Source organism: Dokdonia sinensis, assembly GCF_003688895.1.
Taxonomy (GTDB): domain Bacteria; phylum Bacteroidota; class Bacteroidia; order Flavobacteriales; family Flavobacteriaceae; genus Dokdonia; species Dokdonia sinensis.
In genome coordinates this window covers 64,642-89,377 of record NZ_REFV01000004.1, presented here as the reverse complement: position 1 = coordinate 89,377, position 24,736 = coordinate 64,642, and the positions used below count along the sequence as shown (strand labels likewise).

Annotated in this window: 23 protein-coding genes; 12 read left to right on the top strand and 11 right to left on the bottom strand. The window is 39.0% G+C overall.

Annotation, left to right across the window (positions count from 1 at the left end; all coding sequences use genetic code 11):
• Positions 1-63 precede the first annotated feature (63 nt).
• The 6 genes from EAX61_RS05580 to EAX61_RS05555 all read left to right on the top strand — a co-directional run bounded on the left by EAX61_RS05580 (position 64) and on the right by EAX61_RS05555 (position 8,139).
• Positions 64-939, top strand: a complete 876-nt coding sequence (locus EAX61_RS05580) for an alpha/beta hydrolase (protein WP_121916689.1) — start codon at positions 64-66, stop codon at positions 937-939.
• Positions 926-1,732 carry an alpha/beta hydrolase gene (locus tag EAX61_RS05575; protein ID WP_121916688.1) on the top strand — a complete coding sequence of 269 codons (807 nt, stop codon included), beginning with the start codon at positions 926-928 and terminating at the stop codon, positions 1,730-1,732. Before EAX61_RS05580 ends, EAX61_RS05575 begins: the two co-directional genes overlap by 14 nt.
• Positions 1,733-1,799: 67 nt before the next feature.
• Positions 1,800-5,123 (top strand): amidohydrolase family protein, encoded by a 3,324-nt coding sequence (locus EAX61_RS05570; RefSeq protein WP_121916687.1) that lies wholly within the window; start codon positions 1,800-1,802, stop codon positions 5,121-5,123.
• A gap of 109 nt (positions 5,124-5,232) precedes the next feature.
• Positions 5,233-5,919, top strand: coding sequence for a fumarate hydratase (locus tag EAX61_RS05565; protein ID WP_121916686.1), 687 nt, complete (start codon positions 5,233-5,235; stop codon positions 5,917-5,919).
• 5 nt (positions 5,920-5,924) lie between these two features.
• Entirely contained in the window at positions 5,925-6,638 is a 714-nt protein-coding gene (locus EAX61_RS05560; RefSeq protein ID WP_201739421.1) for a DUF3307 domain-containing protein, read from the top strand.
• A gap of 4 nt (positions 6,639-6,642) precedes the next feature.
• The gene (locus tag EAX61_RS05555; protein ID WP_121916684.1) at positions 6,643-8,139 is read left to right on the top strand and encodes a S10 family peptidase; all 1,497 of its coding nucleotides are present in this window, start codon (positions 6,643-6,645) and stop codon (positions 8,137-8,139) included.
• Positions 8,140-8,192: 53 nt separating this feature from the next.
• On the opposite strand, the gene EAX61_RS05550 is transcribed toward EAX61_RS05555, so the two are convergent.
• A complete protein-coding gene (locus EAX61_RS05550; protein ID WP_121916683.1) occupies positions 8,193-8,390 on the bottom strand; it encodes a hypothetical protein in 198 nt (65 codons plus the stop codon).
• Positions 8,391-8,544: 154 nt separating this feature from the next.
• Complete coding sequence (locus tag EAX61_RS05545) at positions 8,545-9,348, bottom strand: TIGR00266 family protein (RefSeq protein WP_121916682.1); 804 nt, start codon at positions 9,346-9,348, stop codon at positions 8,545-8,547.
• A 378-nt stretch (positions 9,349-9,726) separates the two neighbouring features.
• Here EAX61_RS05545 and EAX61_RS05540 point away from each other — a divergent pair, with 378 nt between their 5' ends.
• Positions 9,727-10,374, top strand: coding sequence for an SH3 domain-containing protein (locus EAX61_RS05540; RefSeq protein ID WP_121916681.1), 648 nt, complete (start codon positions 9,727-9,729; stop codon positions 10,372-10,374).
• A gap of 171 nt (positions 10,375-10,545) precedes the next feature.
• Complete coding sequence (locus EAX61_RS05535; protein ID WP_121916680.1) at positions 10,546-10,944, top strand: GlcG/HbpS family heme-binding protein; 399 nt, start codon at positions 10,546-10,548, stop codon at positions 10,942-10,944.
• Between the two features lie 128 nt (positions 10,945-11,072).
• Here EAX61_RS05535 and EAX61_RS05530 read toward each other — a convergent pair whose 3' ends face one another.
• Positions 11,073-11,477 (bottom strand): hypothetical protein, encoded by a 405-nt coding sequence (locus EAX61_RS05530; RefSeq protein ID WP_121916679.1) that lies wholly within the window; start codon positions 11,475-11,477, stop codon positions 11,073-11,075.
• Positions 11,478-11,595: 118 nt separating this feature from the next.
• Here EAX61_RS05530 and EAX61_RS05525 point away from each other — a divergent pair, with 118 nt between their 5' ends.
• Entirely contained in the window at positions 11,596-14,769 is a 3,174-nt protein-coding gene (locus EAX61_RS05525; protein WP_121916678.1) for a histidine kinase, read from the top strand.
• A 96-nt stretch (positions 14,770-14,865) separates the two neighbouring features.
• Entirely contained in the window at positions 14,866-15,627 is a 762-nt protein-coding gene (locus EAX61_RS05520; protein ID WP_121916677.1) for a LytR/AlgR family response regulator transcription factor, read from the top strand.
• Here EAX61_RS05520 and EAX61_RS05515 read toward each other — a convergent pair.
• On the bottom strand, positions 15,620-16,210 hold the full coding sequence (locus EAX61_RS05515) for an adenylosuccinate lyase (RefSeq protein WP_121916676.1): 591 nt from the start codon (positions 16,208-16,210) through the stop codon (positions 15,620-15,622). The two genes, EAX61_RS05520 and EAX61_RS05515, sit on opposite strands and share 8 nt — an antisense overlap.
• A gap of 2 nt (positions 16,211-16,212) precedes the next feature.
• Positions 16,213-16,902 carry an SIR2 family NAD-dependent protein deacylase gene (locus tag EAX61_RS05510; protein ID WP_121916675.1) on the bottom strand — a complete coding sequence of 230 codons (690 nt, stop codon included), beginning with the start codon at positions 16,900-16,902 and terminating at the stop codon, positions 16,213-16,215.
• 56 nt (positions 16,903-16,958) lie between these two features.
• On the opposite strand from EAX61_RS05510, the gene EAX61_RS05505 reads away from it, so the two are divergent.
• Positions 16,959-17,615: a TrmH family RNA methyltransferase gene (locus EAX61_RS05505; RefSeq protein WP_121916674.1), complete on the top strand. Its 657-nt coding sequence runs from the start codon at positions 16,959-16,961 to the stop codon at positions 17,613-17,615.
• Between the two features lie 36 nt (positions 17,616-17,651).
• Here the strand turns inward: EAX61_RS05505 and EAX61_RS05500 are convergent, their stop codons facing one another.
• The 4 genes from EAX61_RS05500 to EAX61_RS05485 all read right to left on the bottom strand — a co-directional run bounded on the left by EAX61_RS05500 (position 17,652) and on the right by EAX61_RS05485 (position 21,926).
• Positions 17,652-18,440 (bottom strand): carboxypeptidase-like regulatory domain-containing protein, encoded by a 789-nt coding sequence (locus EAX61_RS05500; RefSeq protein ID WP_121916673.1) that lies wholly within the window; start codon positions 18,438-18,440, stop codon positions 17,652-17,654.
• Between the two features lie 106 nt (positions 18,441-18,546).
• Positions 18,547-20,514, bottom strand: a complete 1,968-nt coding sequence (locus EAX61_RS05495; RefSeq protein ID WP_121916672.1) for a DEAD/DEAH box helicase — start codon at positions 20,512-20,514, stop codon at positions 18,547-18,549.
• A 195-nt stretch (positions 20,515-20,709) separates the two neighbouring features.
• On the bottom strand, positions 20,710-21,306 hold the full coding sequence (locus tag EAX61_RS05490; RefSeq protein ID WP_121916671.1) for a non-canonical purine NTP diphosphatase: 597 nt from the start codon (positions 21,304-21,306) through the stop codon (positions 20,710-20,712).
• Positions 21,303-21,926 carry a YqaA family protein gene (locus EAX61_RS05485; RefSeq protein WP_121916670.1) on the bottom strand — a complete coding sequence of 208 codons (624 nt, stop codon included), beginning with the start codon at positions 21,924-21,926 and terminating at the stop codon, positions 21,303-21,305. The genes EAX61_RS05490 and EAX61_RS05485 overlap by 4 nt, the downstream gene beginning before the upstream one ends.
• Positions 21,927-22,096: 170 nt before the next feature.
• Here EAX61_RS05485 and EAX61_RS05480 point away from each other — a divergent pair, with 170 nt between their 5' ends.
• Positions 22,097-23,722, top strand: a complete 1,626-nt coding sequence (locus tag EAX61_RS05480; protein ID WP_121916669.1) for a T9SS type A sorting domain-containing protein — start codon at positions 22,097-22,099, stop codon at positions 23,720-23,722.
• Positions 23,723-23,790: 68 nt separating this feature from the next.
• Here EAX61_RS05480 and EAX61_RS05475 read toward each other — a convergent pair whose 3' ends face one another.
• Together EAX61_RS05475 and rlmH are read right to left on the bottom strand one after the other, a co-directional pair.
• Positions 23,791-24,192, bottom strand: coding sequence for an META domain-containing protein (locus EAX61_RS05475; RefSeq protein ID WP_121916668.1), 402 nt, complete (start codon positions 24,190-24,192; stop codon positions 23,791-23,793).
• A 45-nt stretch (positions 24,193-24,237) separates the two neighbouring features.
• Positions 24,238-24,711: a 23S rRNA (pseudouridine(1915)-N(3))-methyltransferase RlmH gene (gene rlmH, locus EAX61_RS05470; RefSeq protein WP_121916667.1), complete on the bottom strand. Its 474-nt coding sequence runs from the start codon at positions 24,709-24,711 to the stop codon at positions 24,238-24,240.
• Between the last annotated feature and the right edge of the window lie 25 nt (positions 24,712-24,736).

Genomic DNA, 24,736 nt, shown 5'->3' with positions numbered 1-24,736 from the left:
TCCGCGAAAGCGTATATCTCACCCACACCACGCACAAGAATTAAATTATAGTATATTTAAGGGATGCCAGGATGGTTATACATATTGCTCGTAGTCATAGGAATTTATGCTTTGATAAGCATACTCGTCTTTTACCTACAAGATTATTTCCTTTTTAGAGCCGAAAAACTACCGTCAGATTTTGAATTTTACTACGAAAACCAAACGACAAAGGAGTACAACATAGAAACCCGCGACGGCGCCATCCTGAACGGACTCCATTTCCAAATAGAAAACCCTAAAGGCGTAGTTCTGTACCTCAAAGGAAACTCAAAAAGCATAAAAGGCTGGGGAAAGTTTGCGGTAGACTTCACCCGTAACGGCTACGATGTAGTGATGATGGACTACCGCGGTTTCGGAAAAAGTAGCGGTCGCCGAACGCAAAAGGCATTAAAAAGAGATGTCCAGTTAGTATACAACAAACTCAAGGAGCACGTGGACGAAAAGCACATCATCGTCTATGGTAGAAGTCTGGGTTCTGGTCTTGCTACAAAACTCGCCTCCATAAATCATCCCAGAATGCTCATTCTGGACGCGCCATATTACAGTCTTACTAAAGTTGCTGGCCAGTATGCACCCTTTATGCCACTGAGCTGGCTTATGAAATATCCGCTTCCTACTTATAAATGGTTAAAATATGTGCGTTGTCCTATTCATATCATTCACGGCACAGACGACAAATTGATTCCCTATAAAACGAGCGTGCGCTTGTCTAAAATCCAACCAAAAATTACCACCTTGCATACGGTTTTAGGCGGTGGTCATAAGAATTTAAATAACTTTGAAAGCTATCACAAGATGCTCTCAAATATCTTAAATGAAAGGTCAGAACCTATTATTTTAGAGAGCACCAGTTACAAGGTAAAACACAACTCAAAACGCAAGAATGCGAAAGATTAAAAAACCCCTTATTCTCCTTTTTATCGTGGCAAATCTTTATGCAATCGGCTGCGGGGGACTTTATTTTTTTCAAGAAAACCTGATTTTCCACCCTAGCCGGCTCGTACAGGATTACGAATTTGAGTTTGAGAATACCTTTGAGGAAGTATATCTCGACATTGAGGACGGGCAACGATTGCACGGCATCCATTTTCCTGTTGAAAACGCAAAAGGCGCAATGCTCTACTATCACGGTAATGCTGGTGACGTGCAACGTTGGGGCGAGATAACCACATATTTCGTAGAGAAAGGGTATTCGGTTATTGTGATGGATTATAGGCAGTACGGGAAAAGTGGTGGCACACTTTCGGAAGAGGCGTTGTATGAAGATAGTTTGAAGTGGTACGCTTTCGCGAAAGCGCAATACTCCACAACCCCATTGCACATCTACGGACGTAGTCTAGGGACGACGTTTGCAACTTATGTAGCCAGTAAAAATCCCGCCGAACAGCTTATTCTTGAAACTCCATTTTATAGCATCCAGGATGAGGCAAAATCTAGATTTCCATTCCTGCCACTCAAACATTTGCTGAAATACAAGTTTCCGACGTATTCATTCATAAATGATGTGCAGATGCCTATTTCCATCATACACGGAACTGATGATGGCGTAGTGGACTATGATCACGGGAAGAGACTTTTTGATCATATAAGCAAGTCTGACAAAGATTTAACCACGGTTCCCGAAGGTGGACATAATAATCTGATTCAGTTTCCAGAATATCTTGAGGTGATGGAAACACTTCTTCCATAATCTTACAAACCGCTAAAAGTATTTATTGCTTAATTGTGTAAATTGTGGTTTCAAAAATTCAACCACAATGACTACACGTTTCCTGACTATTTTACTTGCACTTTTTGTGACCTTAACCGCAACCGCCCAGCGCAAAAAGAAAAAATCAAAAGACAAAGATAAAACCGAAGAGAAATGGGACGTTTCCTCACCGGGCGATGAATTCAACTATAAAAAACACTCCTTTGAGACCGATGAAGGGACGTGGATGAACCTAGACGTAAGCCCAGACGGCAAGACCATCGTTTTTGACCTGATGGGAGACATCTATACCATTCCCGTGACTGGAGGAAAGGCAAAAGCACTGCGCACAGGAATTCCTTTTGAAATTCAGCCTAAGTTCTCTCCTGACGGTACAAAAATTTCTTTTACCAGCGACGCTGGCGGAGGAGACAACATCTGGACAATGAATGCAGATGGAAGCGATGCAAAACAAATTACAAAAGAAGATTTTAGACTCCTAAACAATGCCACCTGGACACCAGATGGGCAATTCCTCATCGCTAGAAAACATTTTACTTCTGGACGATCTCTGGGAGCAGGGGAGATGTGGCAATATCATATCACAGGAGGTTCCGGACTGCAACTCACGGAGCGTAAGAATGATCAGCAAGACGTAAACGAACCATCCGTTTCTCCAGATGGAAAATATCTCTACTACAGCGAGGACGTTTATCCTGGCGGAAATTTCCAATACAACAAAGACCCTAATAGTCAGATATATGTGGTGCAACGCTACCGTTTTGAGGATGGAAAAATCCAAACTCTTATTAATGGACCAGGTGGAGCCGCGCGTCCTACCGTTTCGCCAGATGGTAAGAAGCTTGCCTTTGTAAAGCGCGTGCGTACTAAAAGTGTGCTGTACATACACAACTTAGAAACTGGCGAAGAATGGCCGGTATACGATAAGCTCAATAAAGACCAGCAGGAAGCGTGGGCGATTTTTGGGGTGTATCCTAACTTTGACTGGATGCCTAACGGTAAGGAAATCGTATTCTGGGCAAACGGAAAAATAAATAAAGTAAATATTGAAACCTACGAATCTAGCGTGATCCCGTTTACCGCAGATGTGGAGTTACAAATTGCCGAAACAGTACATTTTGACTCACCTGTAGCTCCCGAAACGTTTGATGCAAAGATGATACGAAGTGCAGTTACTTCGCCAGACGGCAAAACGCTTGTTTTTAGCGCTATCGGGAAGCTTTGGAAAAAGGCTTTACCAGACGGAAAACCACAGCGATTAACCACTCAAGAAAACGATTACGAGTTTGAGCCTTCCTTCTCGGAAGATGGGCAACGGCTGGTGTATGTGACTTGGAATGATGAGAAGTACGGGGCGATTCACACGATTTCGATAAATGGAGGGGTATCTCAGAAGGTAACTAGTGAAAAGGGGATTTATCGTACTCCCGCTTTCGCGAAAGCGCAACCAAACACCACAAAAGAAATCATCTACCGTAAAGAATCTAGAAATACAGATCAAGGGCTCGCTTATGCCAAAACACCAGGAATCTACACCATCGCCGTCTCGGGCGGAACGCCAAAACTCATCACGCAAGACGGAGCTTTCCCAACCTATAGCGCAGATGGAAAACGAATCTTTTTGCAAGAGGGAGGAGAGTATTTTGGAAATCTCACAAAGAGCCTTGTTTCTGTAGACCTAAATGGAGAAGACAAGCGTGTACACGTAAAATCAAAATATGCGAACAGACTCGTTCCCAGTCCAGATAACAAATGGATTGCTTACACAAATCTGCACAAGGCATTTCTTGCACCTTTAGTGATGAACGGACAGGAGATAGACTTGGACAATAATTCTAAATATGTTCCGGTATCACAGTTTGCAAAGGATGCGGGTATTAACATTCACTGGTCGCCAGAGAGTGACAAAGTGATGTGGACGCTGGGTGAGGAGTACTTTGTAAATGAAGTAAAAGACAGATTTACCTACCTGCCTGGTTCGCCAGAGAAGGTTGAGGATATGACCACTTCAGGAACTAAGATTGGCCTTGAAATACAAACAGATAAACCATCGGGCTCTATCGTTTTTACAAATGCCCACATTATCACAATGGAAGGTGATACCGTCATTGAGAACGGAGCGATTGCCGTGACAGGTAACAAAATCGTAGGAATAGGAAACGAAGTTCCCGTGCCTAAAGGCGCAAAAGTCATCGATGTAGGTGGAAAAACAATTATGCCTGGCCTTGTAGATGCACACGCCCACGTGGGAGCTTTTAGAGATGGACTGAACCCTCAAAAGCATTGGCCATTTTATGCAAATCTTGCCTTTGGAGTAACGACCGCACACGACCCAAGTGCAAACACAGAAACGGTTTTCTCATTGAGTGAATTACTTAAGAGTGGCGAAATGGTAGGACCTCGTCTTTACAGCACAGGCTTCATCCTCTACGGCGCCGATGGGGATTTTAAAGCGGTGATTAATAATCTAGATGATGCTAAGTCTGCGATACGTAGGACGATGGCTTTTGGCGCGAAGTCTGTTAAGAGTTACAATCAGCCACGTCGTGAGCAACGCCAGCAGGTAATGCAGGCCGCTCGAGAACTGGGAATAAATGTAGTACCAGAAGGAGGTTCTACTTTTTACCATAATATGACAATGATTATGGACGGTCATACAGGTGTTGAGCATAATATTCCTGTCGCTCCGGTATATAAGGATGTATATGAATTATGGGGTGCAAGTGGTACGGGATATACGCCTACGCTTATTGTAAACTACGGAGGATTGAATGGTGAATATTATTTCTACCAAAAAGACAACGTATGGGAGAATGAAAAACTTTTAAAGTACACCCCAAGAGCCATCGTCGATTCCCGATCGAGACACCGCACAATGGTACCAGACGAGGAATATGAAAACGGTCACGTAGCGGTTTCTAAAGTGGCAAAAGAACTCACAGATAGGGGCGTTAAGGTAAATATGGGCGCTCACGGTCAGTTACAGGGTCTTGGAGCGCACTGGGAAACGTGGCTGTTGCACCAAGGCGGTATGACAAATATGGAAGCACTACGTGCAGCAACATTAAATGCTGCACAATACATCGGGGCTGGAAATGATATCGGTTCTTTAAAGGTTGGAAAACTTGCAGATTTAATAATCATAGATGGAAATCCGCTAGAGGATATTAGAAACACGGAAAATGTTACACATACTATGGTTAATGGCCGTCTGTATGAAACTGCCACGATGAATGAAATAGGCAATGAACCTAAGGAGCGTGGTATGTTCTGGTGGGAGAATACAATGCAGAGCGAATCTTTCCCTTGGCATCAGGAAACAAATAGCTTTACAATCCCAGGATGTGGCTGTCACGTGGGACATCAATAATTTATAAGCGTATTCACTTATAAATGATATTTATAAGCGTATTCACTTATAAATGTTGTTTATAAGCATATTTACTTATATTTGGGCTTTATAAGCATATTTACTTATAATGAAAAATTACATTGTTATATCAGGAGATTTTATCTCATATACCAGCTTATCTACAGCAGAAAAGCAGGAGCTGGAGCAATCTATCCAAAGTTTATTCAAGGATATGGAGAAACGTTATAACACCTTTAGCCGTTTAGTAAAAGGTGATTATCTCGAAACAGTTGTTCCAGACCCTGAAAATGGACTAGTTGTAGCTCTTATCATCAAAACATTTATTAAATCTCTAGAAATAGAAGAGAAAGCTACTAATACACGTTCTAAGGTTTTTCAGACATACAGCATACGTCTTGCAATGGGATTAGGTACTTTAGATAGGTTCGACAGGGAGAGTAATGTTATAGATGGAGATGCTATTTACCGCAGTGGTAGAGCAATAAGTGATGAAAGCACACATAATAAGGAACGTATTGTAATTAAAAACACCCTTTTCTTTAGTTCAAAAGAAGAAGTCCTTAATGAAGCAATGGAAACGATATTAGGATTACTGGACCATATTCTCGCAAGAGCTACAAGTAAACAGAGTGAAGTAATTTTCCTCAAACTTATGGGAAATAGTGAAAAGGAAATTGCCAAACAATTAGAAATCAGTCAGTCATCTGTAAATCAACACTCCACTGCTTCGGGGTGGAATGCTATAGAGAAATCTGTTTCGTACTTTTATAATACTTTATCTGCATATAAATGAACGCTATGTACACCCTTGTAGTTTTGCAAACTATCGCGCATCTCTTTGCAGATTATACATTCCAAAGCAAGAAAATTGCGAAGTCTAAGGCAAAGCATGGGTTTAGAAGTCCGATGCTTAAATGGCATATTCTCATTGTATTTGGGTGTGCAGCTGTGTTTGCTTTTGATTATCGCTTCTTACCCTTTGCGCTTGGAACAGCCTTGCTACATTGGGTTATTGATGGTTGTAAACCTTTATTACTAAAAAGTAAAGCACTAAAAAAAGGAGCCTTTTTTATAGACCAGTTTCTTCATATAGTAACCTATGTGGTGATGAGTTGGCTATTTTTAAAGCTTTTTACTTGGGAGCCCATAATTTTTGATATTTCGTACATATCATACTTTGTAATATTTGCAATTTTTCTCTTTTGCACAAAACCCGCTAATATTCTGATACGCGAGATTTTCAATCTGTTTTCAGTATCATTTACTGGAAAATCTGAGGATTTGCCCAATGCGGGAAGACTCATAGGAATTACAGAACGGTGGATGGTAATTGTATTTATTCTCATAGGACAATTTAGCGCAGTGGGATTTCTAATTACGGCAAAATCCATATTACGCTTTAAAGATGGCGATTACCTTAAAACAGAATATGTGCTTATCGGAACGATGCTGAGCTTTGCTATTGCTATAGGTTCTGGGCTTTTACTAAAATCCATACTTAATTTAAATTGATATTATGAAACTTAAAACTATTCTTGTTGGGTTTGTTTTTGTTTTTGCTTTCGCGAAAGCGTTCTCACAAAAAATACACGTTCCCGTAGATACCACAATCGTGTCTAAACACAGCACGATGATAAAAGGAAAGACGATTCCATACACTGCGACCGTGGGATTTCAACCTGTTTGGGATGACGCAGGAATGCCCGTAGCAAGTCTTTTATATACTTATTACAAACGGAGCGATATTTCAAATGATGAAACGCGCCCGCTGGTAATCTCTTTTAATGGAGGGCCTGGCTCTGCATCTGTATGGATGCACATTGCCTATACGGGACCGCGCATTCTGAAAATAGATGATGAGGGTTTTCCCGTACAGCCTTATGGAATAAAAAGCAATCCAAATTCTATTCTTGATGTTGCAGATATCGTTTTTGTAAATCCCGTAAACACTGGCTACAGCCGAATGCTACCAGGGGAAGATGGCAAAATGCCTGATAAAAAAATGTTTTTTGGCGTAAATGCAGATATAAAATACCTAGCAGACTGGGTAAACACATTTGTGACACGCAACAACCGCTGGCGCTCACCAAAGTTCCTCATAGGAGAAAGTTACGGTACCACTCGCGTATCTGGGCTTGCCGCCGCACTTCAAGACAGTAAATGGATGTTTATAAACGGGGTCATACTTGTTTCTCCTACTGAGATAGGATTTGAATTTGACGGACCCGTAGAGGTGGCAAATAGATTACCCTATTTTACCGCTGCCGCTTGGTACCATAAGATGCTTCCTGCGGCACTTCAGCAAAAAGATCTTCCAGAAGTTCTAGCTCAAAGTGAAGACTATGCAGTAAATGAGCTCTTGCCGTTACTCGTAAAATCAGGTTATCTTGAAAAGGATAAAAAAGAGAATGCGATTAAGAAAATGGCATATTTTTCAGGACTTTCGGAAGAAACGATACGACAGCATAACCTTGAGGTACCTTTTAATTATTTCTGGAAAGACTTGTTGCGCGATCGTGATGGACTAACCATAGGAAGACTAGATTCTCGATATAAAGGACTTGATGTAAAAGAGGCTGGCGATAGACCAGATTACAATAGCGAGCTCACATCCTGGTTACATTCCTTTACTCCAGCGATTAATTATTATTACAGTCAGGAACTCGGTTTTAAAACTGACTTAAGTTACAATATGTTTGGACCCGTGCGACCTTGGGATAGAACGAATAATAATTCTGGAGCTAGTTTACGTAGAGCTATGGGTGTAAATCCTAATCTTAACGTAATGGTTCAGAGTGGTTACTATGATGGGGCAACTACATATTTTAATGCAAAGTATATTATGTGGCAACTCAATGCTTCTGGTAAACTGGCAGATCGCTTGAGCTTTAAGGGATATCGCAGTGGTCATATGATGTATTTACGTAATGAGGACTTGATCAAGGCTAATGATGACATACGAGAGTTTATTGAGACATCGTCACAAGGGATAGAGAAAGGGGCAAAGCATTAAATTCCTTTAAATATTAACGAAAAATGTCCCGTGGTTAACGGGACATTTTGCTTTTAAGGGTTTAGATAAACGAGACAATGATTTAAATCTGGTTTATCGACAAGTAAATTATCTACCCAGATTTTAAGTTCCTCTATTTCATAGGGGAGTAGTCTCTTTACTGCTTTTTGTAATTCTTTACAAAACAACACACTATCAAAACTTACTTTATTCAAGATAGTTTTGGTGTACTCAAACATTGCTCTCGCCATAGTTCGAATTAGGTTTAGGTTAAATTAAAAAAGTAGTAATTTCTCAATAGGCTTGATCGTTTGTTCTCTTTAAAAGTAGTAATTTTTGTTGAACAAAACACGTTAAATTTTAAACTTTAACGTGTTAATTTTAAACAAAGCGTTGGCACTATATTTAAAACCTATTGTCACCATCAAGTAAATCTCCAAGTCCGCCTAAGATGGAGCCTTCTCCTCTTGATTTCCCTCCCGCTTTAGGCGCCATTGCGATGACTCTATTTGCCAATCTGGAAAACGGTAATGATTGTATGTAAACTGTTCCAGGACCAGTGAGCGTAGCAAAGAAGAGCCCTTCACCACCAAAGATGGTGTTTTTGATTCCTCCTACAAATTCAATATCATAATTCACGCTATTATCAAATCCTATGATGCAACCAGTATCGACTTTTAGCCGTTCACCCGGTGCAAGTTCTTTAATCAGAGTTGTTCCCCCTGCGTGTACAAAAGCAAGTCCGTCCCCTTCAAGTTTTTGCATTATAAATCCTTCACCGCCAAAAAGTCCTCTTCCTAGCTTTCGCGAAAATTCGATCCCCACAGAAACACCTTTTGCAGCACATAAAAAAGCATCCTTTTGACAAATGAACTTTCCGCCATTAAGGGCAAGATCAATAGGAATGATTTTACCGGGATACGGCGAAGCAAAGCTTACTTTTTTCTTGCCAAAAGAAACATCATTATAAAAAGCCGTCATAAACAAGCTTTCTCCTGTGAGTAATCGCTTCCCTGCCCCAAATATCTTCCCCATAACAGTATTGTCATTTTTTGACCCATCGCCAAAGATGGTATTCATCTTTATACCATCTTCCATCATCATAAAGCTTCCCGCTTCGGCAATGACGCCTTCTTGTGGGTCGAGCTCTATCTCGACATATTGCATTTCTTCTCCGTGTATCTCGTAGTCTATTTCGTGTGCTTGCATTTTTCTTAAAGTTTGATTGATACTTATAAGTAGGTTTAAATGATAAATTGTTACAAAACAAAAAGCGCCGAGAACGATTCCCAGCACTTTTGTTTTGGCTAATTCAATTATTAGTGAATAATTAAATCATTAATTTGCATTACATGTTTTGTGCAATGACTTCTTTCGGTTATTCCTTATTCATACGTACCTCCTTATAATTTAAGTTATATACATGATAAACGTAATTGGGGGCTAAAAAGTTTTGATATAAGGTGTTGATATTAACGTAATTGATTAAAGTCTTACCTGTTTTCAAAATTCATTAATTATATGAGCTGGGGAAGGTTATTTGTTGCGAGTTTAATATCTTAGAGTAAATGCAATGTGTCAAATTTTATGGGTAAAAAACTTAAACTTATTATAGAGAGCCTTGCGAGCGGTGACAAAAGGTTTATCAAAGACAATTTAAATCGAATTTTAGAAGTCGATGATTCGGGTAATCAAAAGTTTACAGGATACTATGCTGGCGATAATGATACAGTTTACACTTCTAGAGCTTGGTCAAAAAAGCTTATCGCCAAAAAGAAAGAAGCTCAAAGGGAACGTCTGGATATTTTTGAACAGGAACAAGAAGAAGCCCTCCAAAAGCGCAAAAAGAAAACGCTTTTTATGCTATTAGGATTTACCGTAATAATAATCGGTACCATCGCAATTGTATATGCTACCTGGAATAACAATGATCCTAGTAAGACAGAGCCCCCGATGATCGATAAAATAGAACCGACTCCTATGTCCGAATTTGCAACTACCACAACAGACTCTTTATATGGTAATGCAATTATTACGGGAAGCGATGTTAATATGCGAGAAAAACCTAACCTTAATGCCGATATTATTGACTTCTTTCCGAAAGAGGGAGAGCGTGTTATGTTGCTGTTGCCAGCTTCTGATACGTTATCGTGGTGTAAGGTAACTCGCAAGGATGGCACCACGGGTTGGATATATTCTGAGTATGTTAAAAAAATGCCTGTTTCTGATGAATAGCATTTTTTTTACGCTTTCGCGAAAGCAAACTTCTCCCCAAAGCTTTTAATTAAGCGCTGTTTTACAACATTTAACCTATTCTTATGCAAGTTTAAATGGTTTCGGAGCTCTCATAAGGTATCTTTAAGCAAATAGTAAGAGAGAAATAAACTAATCATTAAAACTAACTTTATGAATATCACACTAAAGCAAGCCCAGACTGTCATAGAAAAAGCAATGGCAAAGGCGCTAGAGATAGACGCAAAAATGAATATAAGTGTTGTCGATGCTGGAGCAAATCAAGTTGCATTTGCAAGGATGGACGGGGCTTGGCTTGGAAGCGCTGACATTGCTTTAAAAAAGGCAAGGACAGCCCGTTTTTTTGATATGCCATCTGGCGAAATAGGAAAATTATCTCAACCTGGCGAGCCGCTATTTAACATAGAACACTCTAATGGAGGGCTTATTTCTTTCCCTGGTGGAATACCAATAAGCGGGGCTAACGGGGCAATTATAGGAGCCATAGGAGTAAGCGGAAGCTCTGTCGAAAATGACCATACCGTTGCTCAAGCTGGGATGGAGGCTATATAGATTTATATTATGACTTATAAAAAATGTAACTTATCAAGGTTATAATCATACGCAAGTATAATTATGACCTTTTTTAATTTCAACATTTAAAATATTGTATTTCATATTTCAAATAGTTCTAAGGTTAATTATTTAGTTTGCACAGACTTCATCTTAACATACACCCACGCAAAGAAAATTCCGAAAATTGAATCATTTACCCCGTAAATTGTATAAAAAATGCCGGCAAATAGGTCCTTTTCGTATGTGATAGCTAGAGAATGGGTAATTATCCAAAGCAACCAGAGGATAACATAAATAAACTTTTCTATAACAAAAACAAGCAGCAATAAGGGTACATACTCATAACTTTGATAAACTGCGATATACGCAAGTCCCCATAATATAATAGATATGAGGCCAAAATAGCTCATAACCTCAGGCTGGCTATGCATCATAACCTCATTTGTAAATAATCTTGAAAACAAAAGAACTCCAAGAATATTACTCAAACCCGCAAGAATAAACCCTTTTTCAACAAATGTTACTTTCATAATAATCTGGAATTTATGGGAAAGCTACGACAATAATATTCCAATTGAGGTTTGAGCGGTGTACGCTTTCGCGAAAGAATAAAAATAAACCCCACAAAATCTTATATTTAAAACATCTATGATATACCGAATCTCACTAAGTATAATTTTTGTTTGGCTATCTCTAACAAGTTTGGTTCCATCAGCCATTTTTGGGCAAGTACAATCAAATGGAAAATTAGAGGTTGCCGAGATTCAGATCAATAGGAATGGAGGTTCGGCAGCTGTATCTACCATTTTCTGTATGGGTATAGATGGTTTTCCTTGGTATACTACAGCAAATGGTATCGTAAAGTATTACGGTGTAGAGGAGATGACGCATTCATTTTCTCCTCCTCCAGAAGAGTTGGGTCCCAATCCTTCTAGGGATATTTATCAGTCTCGTGACGGGTCAGTTTGGGTTGCTACAAGCCTTGGGCTTTATCAGTTTTCAGAAGAAACATTAAGTGGGAGGTGGTTGCAATTATCTAATCCGAATACAAAAGAGGCTTTAGGGTTTACCAGTATTTATGAAACTAGTGACGGTACGATGCTGTTTACTACAAACAGTCAGTATGTGGTGCGCTATAACTCTAAATCTGATAGTTTACTTCCTATTAAACTAGATGACGACCTATATGTAACTCCAGTCTCAACAGATGATTTTGATAGTTATCGCATTAAATTTCAAAACAGAGTTGGATTAAATGGAGTAATTCTTACTCAATTTGATAAAGTTTTAAAGTTTGAGAATGATGCAATAACATTTATAAAATCGTATGAATCTCTTAGGGATCAATTAGCAGATGGGGCATATTTAAAAGTTATTCCTGATGGTGCTGTAATGCCTCTTAGAACTTCAGGTTTTTATAGTCATAATGATAAAAAATACCCCTTTGACGTTTTATCTAGCATTGAGAGTCAAGTATTAGTCTTACCGTCACAACGTTTTCAGGTCTTAACAGAATCAGGGTTGCCAGATATGCAACAAGGAGTCGTAGTTTCTGAAATTGATGCTAGCAATAGTGCTAAAGTAAATTTTTACGTACTCGACAGGGAAAAAAAGAAATTGAATTCAATCCTTAAACCAGTAACTTTTCAAAGGTCTGTACAGCGTATTTTTTCTACTAGTGATGCTCCCATTTATATATCGACACTAGGAGGAGCCTTTAAATTAAAATATAAGCAGCTCCCCTTTAAAACGTTATTAACAAGCGATCAATTACCGATACAAGCTTCCCGAGTTAGTGTTAGAGGAATGGCACAAAAGGAAAATGGAAATATTTTATTTGCAACTTATGGAGGATTGTATGAGATGGATAGTAATGAGCAAGTTTCTATGGTCGATCTGCCGTTAAGGGATCAATCCAATAAGTTACTTAATCTCAATCGGAGTTTATACGTTGAGAACGATAGTATTCTTTGGAACTTAGGTGAAACAAGGCGGCTGTTGCGTATAAATTTGAACACGAGAGTCTCTACTCCCTACATTTTAGAAGGAGAAAATGAGGGTCGGTTACTTACCTCACAAAAACTCGTAGCAACAGGTTCGGACCAATTTTTTATAGGAACTAACAAAGGACTCTTCGTTTTTGATAGGATTAGTAAAGAAGTTAAGGAAATGAATGATATCCTGCCAGGATTTGATCTTGCAGCATATACTATTAAGGACATTTACTTAGATGAGAAGAATCGATATTTATTACTGGCCACATCTAGCGATGGACTACTTTATAAGAACCTTGAGAGTGGTCTGGTAGTTCATTTTTCACCTGATGATAAGATAAAGCCATTTCCTGCACGTACCATATATGTTATTCATAAGGGGCACGATGGGTCATATTATCTAGGTACCGATGCTGGGCTGGTAATCTTAAATAGTGACCTAACTTCTTGGGAGCATTACGATAAAGCAGATGGAATAGCAAATAATACAGTAGTCGGAATATTAGAAGATGACATAGGTGTCTGGCTTAGCACTTTTGGAGGCCTGACTTGTTATCATAAGATAGATGATTGGTTTTATAATTTTTATGAAAAAGACGGACTACCAGAAAATGAATTTAATCAAACCTCATACTTCAAAAGTAAATCTGATGCGCTATTTTTCGGAGGACTTAATGGTGTAGCCTATTTTACCTCTGCCGACTTAACTTTTAAGAAATCTGATGCACAGATTAAGATCGTAAGTGCTCAGTTTTATGATGATGAGAAAGAAGAAGTAGTTACGGAAACCTATAATGTTAAAAGACGCTTAGATAATTTAGTTCTTCCTTATTCCAAAACTTTTCTCAATATAAGTTTTGCCATTACGGATCTCTTTAACGCAGAAGAAGCAACTTATGAATATAAACTAGAGGGACTTAATCCTAATTGGATAGATTTGGGAGCGTCTAATTCTTTACAGTTGAATGCGCTTTCGCCAGGGGAGTATATCTTACGCCTGCGCGGGGACGATTCTTCAGGGAGCCCTACGGTAAATGAAATAACCATTCCCATAAAGGTTGAGCAGGTCTTCTATAAAACCACGTGGTTCCTCTTGCTTAATATCGCTGGAATAGCGCTTATGCTTATCGGTTTTTACGAGTTCAGAAAATATCGTTGGAAAGAGAAATATAGACAGCAACGTCAGGTAGACCAGTTGGAAGCAAAGGCTCTTAGAGCTCAGATGAATCCGCATTTTATGTTTAATGCACTTAATGGACTGCAGAGTACAATGATTCTTAAAGGAGAAAAGGAAGCAAATAAATATTTAGGTTCTTTCTCTAAGTTGCTACGCTCATCACTCGATATGAGCCGTACAGACACTATAAGTCTAAGCGAGGAGATAGAGTATCTAGAAGCATATTTAAGTTTAGAAAAGATACGTCAGGCACGATCCTTAGAAACTGTAATCACGATTGATCCAGAAGACCTCGACATCGCGAGTATACAAATTCCCTGCATGTTATTTCAGCCTATTGTCGAGAATGCTATAATCCACGGTCTGGCTCCCAAAAGAGATGGCGAGGCAAAAATTGAAATAAAATTCAAGGAGGAAAATGGACATCTTATTGGATCCATTACAGATAATGGAATCGGTAGAAAGGCTGCGATAGCGCTTAAAGCAAAAAATAGAAAGACCCACAAATCGTGGGCTACAAAAATTCTAAAAGAGCGTATAGAAATCATAAACCGATACACTAATAAAAACGTTAATCTTCAAATCATAGACTTGTATGAAGGGGATATATCGATAGGAACGAGGGTCATATTAAAGTTACCCCTAAATTAATATTTTAGTTATGCTTTCGCGAAAATATTAACCTTACTTTAATTACGATAAAGTCAAATTATTAGTATCTTCAGATAAATAAACATTGAATTTATAATGTCAAAGTTAAGTGCTGTACTGGTAGATGATGAGCCTAATAATATAGAGTTGCTGAGTCATTTTCTTAAAAAATACTGCCCACGGGTAGAAGTTATAGGACAGGCAGATACAAAGGAGGATGCCATAGCAATCATTCCACAACTTGAGCCAGACTTATTGTTTATGGACATTGTATTGGACGAAGGAACTGGTTTTGACGTTTTAGAATCCATCGACACTACTAATATGCAGATTATTTTTGTGACTGCATTTGACGAATTTGCAATTAAAGCATTCAAATATAACGCCGTAGATTTTGTGCTAAAACCTGTAGAAATAGAAGCACTCATCTTAGCCGTAAATCACGCTGCAGAGCGCGTTGAGAATAACCAATTTATTGAAGAGAAAAGACTATCGGCTCTAGTCGAGGCAATGACTACTGAAAAACTAAATCAAGATTTTATAGCGATTCCTACAGTAAATAAGATTGAATTTATTAAAACCAATACCATTACCTACTGTCGGTCTGACGGCAAGTATACTGAGTTTCATCTTAAAGATAAGAGAAAGGTTGTATCTAGTAAAAATCTTGGCGAGTACGAGCAACTTTTAGATGACAAGGTGTTCTTTAGAATTCATAATTCTTATATCGTAAATCTCAATTATGTACAGAATATAAATAAGTCGGCTGGTAATTACGTAGAGCTTGGAGACCACATCTCACTTCCTATTGCAAAAAGACGTCAAGAAAGCCTCGCAAGATTTCTTCGCCTTAAATAATCTTCATTTTCTGTCTATTAAAAATCTCAATTGCTTTAAAAGTGTGCTTGCATCTTGCTTTGTAAGCGGCGCTTTGGTTAGCATAGTCTTGTTCCATTATTTTTTTGAGCTCTTGATGCACCCAATCTGTTTCTGTACCTAGCCAGAATAGTGTAGTAAGCGTGTAGGCTTTAACAGCAACCTTTTGGTCGGTGATAAGCCAGTCAAAACCAGCTTCAACGATACGTTTTTTGTGGTGAGGTTTTAGAGATTTTCGCGCAAGCGGTTTTTTTATCTTATAGTATTCCAGTATAAGATATTCACATATTTTAGCCACGGGTCTCAGGGCACTATCCTGATAGACCATAGGCATATTATGTGTGAACATATCGAGATGAGGATAGAGCATTGCAATATCCTGTTTACAGGTAAATTCTGCTATCCAACCAGCTTTATTTGAGGCTGAATCATCTACCAAAAAGAGTATTTCAAGAACAAGAGGGAATAATGCGGGGTCGTTACGTACCATTGTCGCATAATATGCCCGTTTCTCACGACTATGGTTCACATAATTTAATTCCTTATAGAGTTCGTTTAAGGTCATTATTAGCTCTCTTTTAATAAACGCTCAACAAGTTGTGAAACACCAGTCGTGGCTTTTGCTGCAATAACTTCAAGATTCTTTTGGGCCTTTATAGAGGGATGCGGATCTATAAAATAAACTTGTGCGTCCCGTTGAGAATAATCTATGAGGCCGGCAGCAGGATAGACCTGCATAGATGTACCTATAATAATGATTATGTCTGCTTCACTTACTAATACTGCCGCATTATCTAATAGTGGCACAGCTTCCCCAAACCATACGATATGCGGCCGTAACTGGTGGTTAAATTTGCACATATCACCCTCATTGAGATCATCTTTCCAATCCAAGATCAATTTATCATCTAAAGTACTACGAACCTTGAGCAACTCGCCGTGTAAATGAATGATATTTGTACTTCCAGCCCGCTCGTGCAGGTCATCTACATTTTGAGTAATGATAGCGACGTGATATTTTTCTTCTAAATCTACGAGCGCCTTGTGAGCCTCATTAGGTTTTACCTCTAGTAATTGTTTGCGCCTAGCGTTATAAAATTGTAAAACTAGCTTCATATTTGCCTCCCAGCCTTGAGGTGTAGCAACTTCCATCACGTCGTGACCTTCCCAGAGACCATTTGAATCTCTAAAGGTTTTTAGACCGCTTTCTGCACTTATACCTGCTCCAGTGAGGACAACAATTTTTTTCTTGCTCATAGCATACGTTTTACCTCTTTTAAAAGTACAGTATCTTTGAAACCTTAACAACCACAATGGATCATAAATTACTCGAATACCTAGAATCATTTTTAACTGAAAGACGTGTAGCACTTTTTGACAAAGTTCTAAAAGAGCGCACACAGCATTTTACGGTTGCGGTAGAGGATGTGTATCAACTTCATAACACAAGCGCGGTGATACGAAGCTGTGAGTCATTTGGTATCCAAGAGTTGCACGTTATTGAGGAGGTTAATGCAAAACGTATCGATAGGGAAATTGCAATGGGCGCTCAGAAATGGGTAGATGTTAAGCGACACTTAAGTGCTTCAGATTGCATAAAACAACTTAAGAAGGCAGGATATCGTATTGTAGCAACTTCTCCACATAAGGGCGCACATAGATTAGAAGATTTTGACATCACACAGAGAGCCGCCATTTTCTTTGGGAGAGAGACAGAAGGGCTTAGCGACTTAGTTCTTGATGAGGCAGATGACTACATCTATATTCCTACAGTAGGGTTTACAGAAAGCCTTAATATTTCTGTTTCTGCGGCCATTACCTTGCAGCATATTACAAATAAGCTTAAAACTTCAGCAATAGATTGGAAATTTTCGGAGCAAGAGCTTTTTGACAAAAAATTAACTTGGACCAAAAAGATGATCAAGGATATAGATGGTGTGATGGAGCGTTACAATCAGGAGGGAAAATAGGTTTTTTACGCTTTCGCGAAAGCGTATTCTTCAGAATTAATCTCTCTGTTGTAACACTTGGTATTCCTCATAACATTCTGACATAGCATCTAAAATCTGAAGATCATTTGCGGTCACTATAAAGTTATCAGAATAATTACAGTTTAATAAAATGGCATCAATATCGTTGCGATCTATTTGCAACAGAGCAACGAGCGTCTCACGGTCATATTTTTTTTCTAGAAGGTTACGTACTTTATCGTCTTCTTTCATCTTACGTAACTTCCTCATTTCCTTAGGTTTCTTGCCGAATATATTGTAGAGAAAATCTGCAGGATTAAATATAGCCCCAAGTGCACGACTTATCGCTCCAGGTTCACTACTTCCTCCTTCATAACCAGAGTTGAGTCCCGCAATGCGATAGCGTGAGTTGTTGTAGATAGGAATTTTCTTTGCATCTATTTCTAGATATCCCGTGAGCTGTATTTCTTGCACTGTTATTTCTTCTAGGGTAATTCCTATTTCGTTCATTTTAATTTTGACATCACCAAAACGTACCCAATCTGCACTCACTCGTACTTGAAGGCTTTTATGCCCTAAATACGAAAAGTAAAGTGTATCATCGACCTTAGCAGGGATTTCGAAGTAGCCTTCGAGATTTGTAATAGCCCCTTTTACATTATTGAGGTTAACAATATTTACGTTTTGTAACGGTTGGTCATCTGCAGCACTTAAAACGGTACCATTAATAATTCCAGATTCGAGGGAGACTTCCTCAGTAGGGGTGTCTTGTGCAGACACTGTAAATCCTATAAAAAGGAAAAGTAGGAGTAGGTTTTCTTTCATAGCAATGGCAATTTATACATTCCATATAAAAAATCGAGCCAAATCGAAATTTTTACATTAAAAATAACAATTTGGCTCAATAATAATTCCGTATTTAGAGATCTATCTAGTTGCGACGACGTCTTTTTCCTGAAAATGGGCTTTTTCCTCCGCTTTCACTTGAAGTGTCGGGAGAGCGTCTAGAACTTCTGTCATCGCTATTAGATCTGTTCTCATCACTACGGCGATCTCTACGATCTCCTCCGTAAGCAACAGAACCACCATCATCACGACGACGGCGATCGCTACCCCCGCTAGATCTAGTATCATCACGACGGCGACCTCCGCCAAACCCTCCGCCAGAGCGTTTACTGTCTCTTTTTCTTCTATCTCCGCCACCGCTATCGTCACGTCTTCCTCTAAAGCCGCCACTACCGCCGCTACTCTTACGACGATCACCACGATCACCACGACCACCGCCGCCGCCACGATTACGATCACGACCACCGCCACCTTGTGTTTCTTCTACGCTGACACGACGACCATTAATTTGATAATCTTCAAAGAGAGCTAAGACTTTTTCTTTATGCTCTGTATCTGTATTAAAGAAAGAAAATGCGTCTTTACAATCTACACGGTAAATGCCATCCTGACCCAGACCTGTCATTTCCTTAAGCATATCCTTAAGTTGCATCCAGTCAAAATCATCCTTACGCCCTACATTTATAAAGTAACGAGTTGTATCTCCAGAGGCTTCCTTAGCGTGAGCTACAGCGTTCTGGTTAAGGTCTTTTGCTTTCTTGTAATAATTAAAGAAACGTGTAAACTCCACTGAAAAGACCTTTTTAATAAGCTCTTCCTTGGTGTTGTCTTTTAGCACTTCTTCTATTTCTGGTAAGTATGCATCAATCTCGTGATTGATTTCTGTCTTATTAATGCTGTTTGCAAGGTGAAATAGCTGGACTTGTGTAATTTCTGTCCCGTCAGGAATTTGTTTTTGCTCAAATTTCTTTCCTAATATTTTTTCTAGTTGCTTGATCTTGCGCATCTCACTTTTTGTGATAATTACAAGTGAAGTTCCTGTTTTTCCAGCACGTCCAGTACGTCCTGAACGGTGTGTGTAAGTTTCTATCTCATCTGGAAGTTGATAGTTTACCACGTGTGTGATATCATCTACATCAATCCCACGTGCAGCAACATCTGTAGCGACAAGCATTTGGATTTGGCGATTTCTAAAACTTTTCATCACCAAATCTCTCTGGTTTTGACTCAAGTCTCCGTGTAAAGCTCCTGCGTTATAACCGTCTTCTATAAGTTGCTCTGCAACTTTTTGAGTGTCTCTCTTTGTGCGACAGAAAATCACAGAAAAGATATCTGGATTTGCATCAGAAAGTCGCTTTAACGCTTGGTAACGGTCTCTGGTATGCACGACAAAATATTCGTGAGAAACATTTTTTGCACCTTCATTTTTATGGCCAACTGTTATCTCAAGGGGATTATGCATAAACTCCTTTGCGATACGAGATACTTCTTTGGGCATCGTCGCACTAAAAAGCCACGTTAATTTATCTGTTGGTGTATCGGCAAGGATATTTGTGATATCTTCATAAAAACCCATATTGAGCATTTCATCTGCTTCGTCTAGTACACAATAGCTCAACTTAGAGATATCGACCATACGACGGCGCATCATATCTTGCATACGTCCAGGTGTAGCTACTACAATTTGAGCACCGCGACTAATCTCACGGGCTTGCTCTTGTATGTTTGCACCTCCATAAACTGCTACGACACGTACACCTTTGAGATACTTTGAATAGAGTTTCATCTCGTTTGTAATCTGTAAACAGAGCTCACGAGTTGGGGCAATAATAAGTCCTTGTGTTGTTTTGCTGTCAGCATCTATTTGCTGTAGTAACGGAAAGCCAAAGGCTGCAGTTTTTCCTGTACCTGTTTGAGCTAGCGCAACCATATCGCGATCTTCAGCGAGGAGTTGTGGGATTGCTTCTTCTTGGATTTTTGATGGGGTTTCGAAGCCCATATCGGCAATTGCCTGTAGTAAGGGCGCACTTAGGCCCAATTGATCAAATGTCATTGATATATAATTATATGTTATCGTGCTGTATGAAGCGCAACGACATATAATAACCAATTGCTTCTTTCAACACGGTGCCGATGATTTCGGCATAACCTCACCCTGAGGTTTTTCAAAGTGCAAAAGTACTCCTAAATAGTGGATTCCAAGTTATAATGTAGATTTAGTTTATGAGGATAGTGTGAACTGTTGTGTTTACTGACCTAAGAAGTCAACAAACTTCTCAAAAGCCCTACCGCGATGGCTTATTTTACCCTTTAATTGCATTGCCATTTGGGCAAATGTGGCATCAAAACCATCAGGTTGGAATATCGGGTCATAGCCAAATCCGCCGTCTCCCAATTTCTCCCGGGTAATCTGACCTTTACATATTCCCTCAAACGTTTGGATTTTGTCCGCTCCCGAATCAAGTTCGGGACAAGTTTTCGCGAAAGCGATAACCGTTTTAAACCGCGCACTTCGATCGTGCTTAGTCGCTAGCTCGATAAGTAACTTATTCATATTATCCAGAGCATTCTTCTGTTCACCTGCGTATCGCGCCGAATATACCCCTGGAGCTCCATTAAGTGCGTTGACTTCCAGACCCGTATCATCTGCAAAACAGTCAAAACCGTATTTATCCTTTACATATTTAGCCTTAAGAATCGCATTACCCTCAATAGTAGGTGCGTCTTCGATGATATCTTCTGTGCAGCCTATATCAGTAAGGCTCACTAAAGTAATATGTGAAGGCACTAATGCCTGTATTTCTCTAAGTTTATTGGGATTGTGTGTGGCAAAGACTATTTTCATCCTTCTACGAGACTAAAAATAGCTGCTCCATAAATAGCGAAACGTACAAAGCGCGCCAAGCCAAAAAGAAGGTAGTATTTAAAATTAAACCTAATCATACCAGCAGCCAGACTAGCAACAGCAAAGGGTAGTGGAAGCAGAGCTCCCACGAGGATTAGGAAGCCTCCCCATTTACGCGCGTTTTTTAAATGCTTTGCCATCTTCACCTCAAGATATTCATATATTCTCGGAATCTTGAGTGCTGCTCTCCCTGTAAAATATGAAACAATACCACCTGCAAAGGAAAGTACAGCTATCATAGAGAGATAAAAAATAGGAGCATCCGTCTTATCACTCCACGCAATAAATAATTCTGGAGGGATAATACCTAATATAGACTCTGAGACGAAAAAGACGGTGAGAATAAGAAAATTAGAGTAGTTAGCTATGACATACTCTAGGGCATCGTTGATATCATACACAAAAAAATGAATGGCAGCAATACCCGCTACAACAAGTAAAATAGGGGGAAGTGCTTTTTTCATCGCATCTGCGAGAAAAGTGTAAAACCCAGTATACTGATAGTACTGATGTAGTAGCTGTAACCTATTTTTCTTTTTTGTACCTGTATAAGGACCCATAGCTGAAATTCAGTTTTTGGCAAAATTAAACAATGCTAACCCATTTAGATATCATATTAACGTCGTATTACATAATATTAGGATGTTATTATTTTGTTAATTTGATTCTAACACCTTATTTTTGATAACAAGTTACTCAATGAGTAAAATTTAATTTTAAATAAACTACAATGAAAAAAAATCTACATTATGTATTTGCCTTTGCATTGACAGCTCTTTTTGGTCTGTCGTCTATTGCTCAGGTAACAAACGAAGGAACTCCTTTGAGCTGGGAAGTAGCTACTAAAAGTGACGCTGCTCCTGTGATTATGGCATCATTTGACTTAGAAGCACTGAAAGCTGAAGATGAAATTAATGATTTAAATAAATCAAAACCTTACCGTTTTGGAAATGAATTCTTAACCGATTTTGGAATTGAGTCTGCTGGTAATTGGACAGAATTAGAGAACGGAGATGGTGTATGGAAGGTGAACGTTCGGTCTGAAGGTGCAAAAACATTGAATTTTGTTTTTGACCAATATAAACTTCCAGAAGGAGCAACTGTATACTTATACTCTGACGATCGTGAGCACCTTTTAGGAGCTTACACAAGTAAAATGAACCAAGAAGAAGGAGTATTAGGAACTTGGTGGGTAGAAGGTGATAATATCTGGATTGAGTATCACGAGCCAGCTGCTGTAAGAGGACAAGGTTTACTTAATGTAGGACAAGTTGTTCACGGATACAGATCAGTTACAGATTCTGACTTACTTAATAAAGGGCTAAATGATTCTGGTGCTTGTAATCTTGATGTTGATTGTTCTATAGGAGCTGACTTTGATCCTGTAAAGGAACTTTTAAAGCATTCTGTAGGTCTCGTAATAGGAGGCGGTGGTCTTTGTACTGGTACTTTACTTAACAATACAGCACTAGATGAAACTCCATATTTCTTATTTGCAAATCATTGTGGTTTTAACGCGGCTTCTTCTTCGTTTAGATTTAACTGGATAAGTCCAGATCCTTCTTGTGCTACAACTACAAATAGTACAAATGGATCATTTAATTCAACCTCTGGTGCAACGCTTTTATCTACAAATGGAGAGAGTGATTACAGATTATTTGAAATTACTGGAGGAATTGGTGAAGATTGGGAGATTGAATATTCTGGATGGGATGTATCTGATGAGGAGCCGGACTATACTATTGGTATACACCACCCAGCTGGGGACATTATGAAAGTTTGTAGAAACGATGAAGGTCTTCTTAAACAAGATGGTGGTCAGAAATTCTGGAGAATAATGGATACAGGTGGAGAAACTGGATGGGAACAAGGAGTTACCGAAGGTGGTTCTTCTGGATCTGCACTATATAATGAAGATGGACAACTTATAGGTACTCTATGTTGTGGTCTTGCAGCTTGCGCGGGTACAAATGATAATGGTCGTTGGGATGCTTACGGTCGTTTTGCTGTTTCTTACAATAATAATGGTCTGGCACAGTGGTTAGATCCTACAGATTCTGGAGTTACAGAAATTTCTACACTTAGTCAGGCTCTTGGTCTTGCAGATAATCTTTTAAACGATTCTGTAACTGTATATCCTAATCCTACAGATGGAGAGTTGAGTATCGTTAACAGAAGCGGTGATGAACTTATCTATACAGTATACAACGTACTAGGACAAGAAGTTAAGTCTGGAACTATGGACGGTGTTCTTGAAATGATACAGCTAGGAGGTAACCCATCTGGAATCTACTTCTTAAATGTAGAGAGTCTAGACGATGGAACTAAGACTTCAAAGAAGATCATTCTTAAGTAATTAAAAAAAATATCATAAAATGAAAAAGGGTTGCCAGAGGCAACCCTTTTTTTGTGGAATAGATATTTTTATTTCATCTCTATAATAGCTTCTCCACTACTATCCAAAAGAGAGATTACGTTTCCTTCCATTTTATATGATTGAACTCCGTTAAGTGCGCTCGCAAAGGCTTTTTCAACTTCCATTTTACCGTCGCAGTATTTTTTAGTCATTGCAGCTTCACTTGTGGTCATTGTAGCTCCTTCCATAGTAATGGTTGCAGAGTAATCGTTACAGCCTGCATTACCTGAAACTCTTTTCTCTTCTTTGTTTAAGATAAAGGTCACATCCATTGAGGTTACGTCGTCGCTATTTATCCTAGTCACCTTATAGGTGCCAGAGTTAAGTTCTTTTTGTTGGGTAGATTTACTTTTAGAAGAGTTGCAACTTGAAATGAGAATTACACAAAGCAGATAGAAAGCATTTTTCATAAAATCAGAAATTAGGTGGTTAGAATTCGTATAAATATAACAGATTTATTGGTGATGGTATGGTTCTCCCTTTAAAATAGTAAAACCGCGATACAACTGTTCCGTAATAAAAAGGCGCACCATTTGATGTGAGAAAGTCATTTTAGACAATGCAACTTTCCCCTGAGCCTTGCTATAAACCTCATAAGAAAAGCCGTATGGTCCACCTATGACAAGGACAAGTGTTTTTAATCCTGCATTCATTTTTTTTTGCAGAAACTTAGAAAATCCTACGCTAGAGAATTCCTTTCCATTTTCATCGAGGAGGATCAGATGGTCTTGGGGACTGATTTTCTTTAAAATAAGCTCGCCTTCTTTTTCTTTTTGCTGGATTTCGCTCAAGTTTTTTACATTCTTGATGTCTGGAATAATCTCGATGGAAAACTTTATGTAAAAGTTAAGGCGCTTGCTGTATTCATCTATAAGCTGTTGCAATTGCTTGTTATCCGTTTTTCCTATGCACAATAGTCTTATATTCATATTCCAAAAGTAGCAACTATCATCG